The 1,571-nt window shown below is 68.7% G+C and carries 1 protein-coding gene; it reads left to right on the top strand.

Features of this window, described 5'->3' with window-relative positions:
* Positions 1 to 63 precede the first annotated feature (63 nt).
* Positions 64 to 1,557: an MDR family MFS transporter gene (locus ACIPIA_RS15950; RefSeq protein WP_400510952.1), complete on the top strand. Its 1,494-nt coding sequence runs from the start codon at positions 64 to 66 to the stop codon at positions 1,555 to 1,557.
* Positions 1,558 to 1,571 lie beyond the last annotated feature (14 nt).

The following is a 1,571-nucleotide window of genomic DNA, read 5'->3' as shown; positions in this document are numbered from 1 at the left end:
GCGCATGGCGGGCGCCGACATTAAGCTCAGACATTCCCAAAACGCAGGTTCAATCAAGGTTCCATGGACAAGCGGCTCGACGCACCGGCCCAGGCCGCATCGCTGACCCCTGCCGATATCCGCTCGATTCTGGTCGGCGTCATGCTGGCGATGTTCCTGGCCGCGCTCGACCAGACCATCGTCGCCACGGCGCTGCCTACCATCGGCAGCGAGCTCCGCGACGTCACGCATCTCTCCTGGATCGTCACGATCTACCTGCTGTCGGCGACGGCGGTCACGCCGCTCTACGGCAAGCTCGCCGATATCCACGGGCGGCGCGTGGTGCTGCTGTCGGGCATCGTGGTCTTCGTCATCGGCTCGATCGCCTGCGCGCTCGCCCCTTCGCTATGGCTGCTGGTGCTCGCGCGCTTCGTGCAGGGGCTCGGCGGCGGCGGGCTGATCGCGATGGGCCAGACTATCGTCGCCGACATGGTGCCGCCCAAGGAGCGCGGACGCTACCAGGTCTATTTCGCCAGCGTCTTCATGTCGTCCTCGCTGCTCGGCCCCGTTCTCGGCGGCGTCCTGGCCGAGCGGCTGCACTGGTCGGTGATCTTCTGGATCAACCTGCCGCTCGGGCTCGTCGCCTACTGGATGACCAACTCGGCGCTGAAGCGCCTGCCGCGCCATGAGCGCCCGCACAAGCTCGACGTTCTCGGCGCGATGCTGATGACGCTGGGAACGGTCTCGCTGCTGCTCGCCCTCTCCTGGGGCGGCACAGCCTATCCCTGGCGCTCGCTGCCCATCGCGGCGTTGGTCGGCGCCTCCCTGCTCCTGTGGGGGCTGTTCGCCTGGCGGCTGCGCACCGCCTCCGAGCCGCTGATCCCGCTCGACCTGCTGGGCAACCGCGTCGTGCGCCGCGGCACCGTCGCCGCCGGCTTCGGCATGGGCACATTCATCGGGCTGACGATCTACCTGCCATTGTATTTCGAGACGGTGATGGGCATGAGCGCCAGCCAGTCCGGCCTCGGGCTGCTGCCGCTCACCTGCGGCACGGTGATCGGCGCGACCAGCTCCGGCCGGGCGATGTCCCACTTCGTCCACTACAAGCGCGCGCCGATGATCGGGCTCTTCATCGCCATGGCCGGCACCGCCGTGCTGGCGGCGTCCTCGGGACGGCTGCCGCTGCTGCCCTTCTGCGTCATCCTCGCGATCGTCAGCGTCGGCTTCGGCACCTTGCTGCCGGTGGCGACGGTCTCGATCCAGAACGCGGTGAATCCGCATCAGCTCGGGACCGCCACCGCGGTGGCCAATTTCTTCCGCCAGATCGGCGGGGCGCTCATCGTCGCCATCTTCGGCGCGATCGTGCTCGGCGGAGTCGGCGGCCCCGCCGCGCAGCTTTCGCCAGAAGCATTGAAGCTCGGCACGGTCGATCGCGAGACGATGGTGACGCTGTTCCGCTACGTCTTCGGCGCAGCGAGCCTCGGCTTCGCCTGCGCCCTCGCGTCGCTCGCCCGCATGGAGCAGTTGCCGCTGCGTGGCCGGGCGGTGGAAGCCGCCCAGGCGATCGGCGGCGAATAGGCGCAACCTCCGAC

Origin of the sequence: Allobosea sp. CER48, from assembly GCF_044752385.1 — a bacterium.
Lineage (GTDB): Bacteria > Pseudomonadota > Alphaproteobacteria > Rhizobiales > Beijerinckiaceae > Allobosea.
Note: the sequence above shows the minus strand (reverse complement) of the source record. Positions and strands in the feature narration are given on the sequence as shown.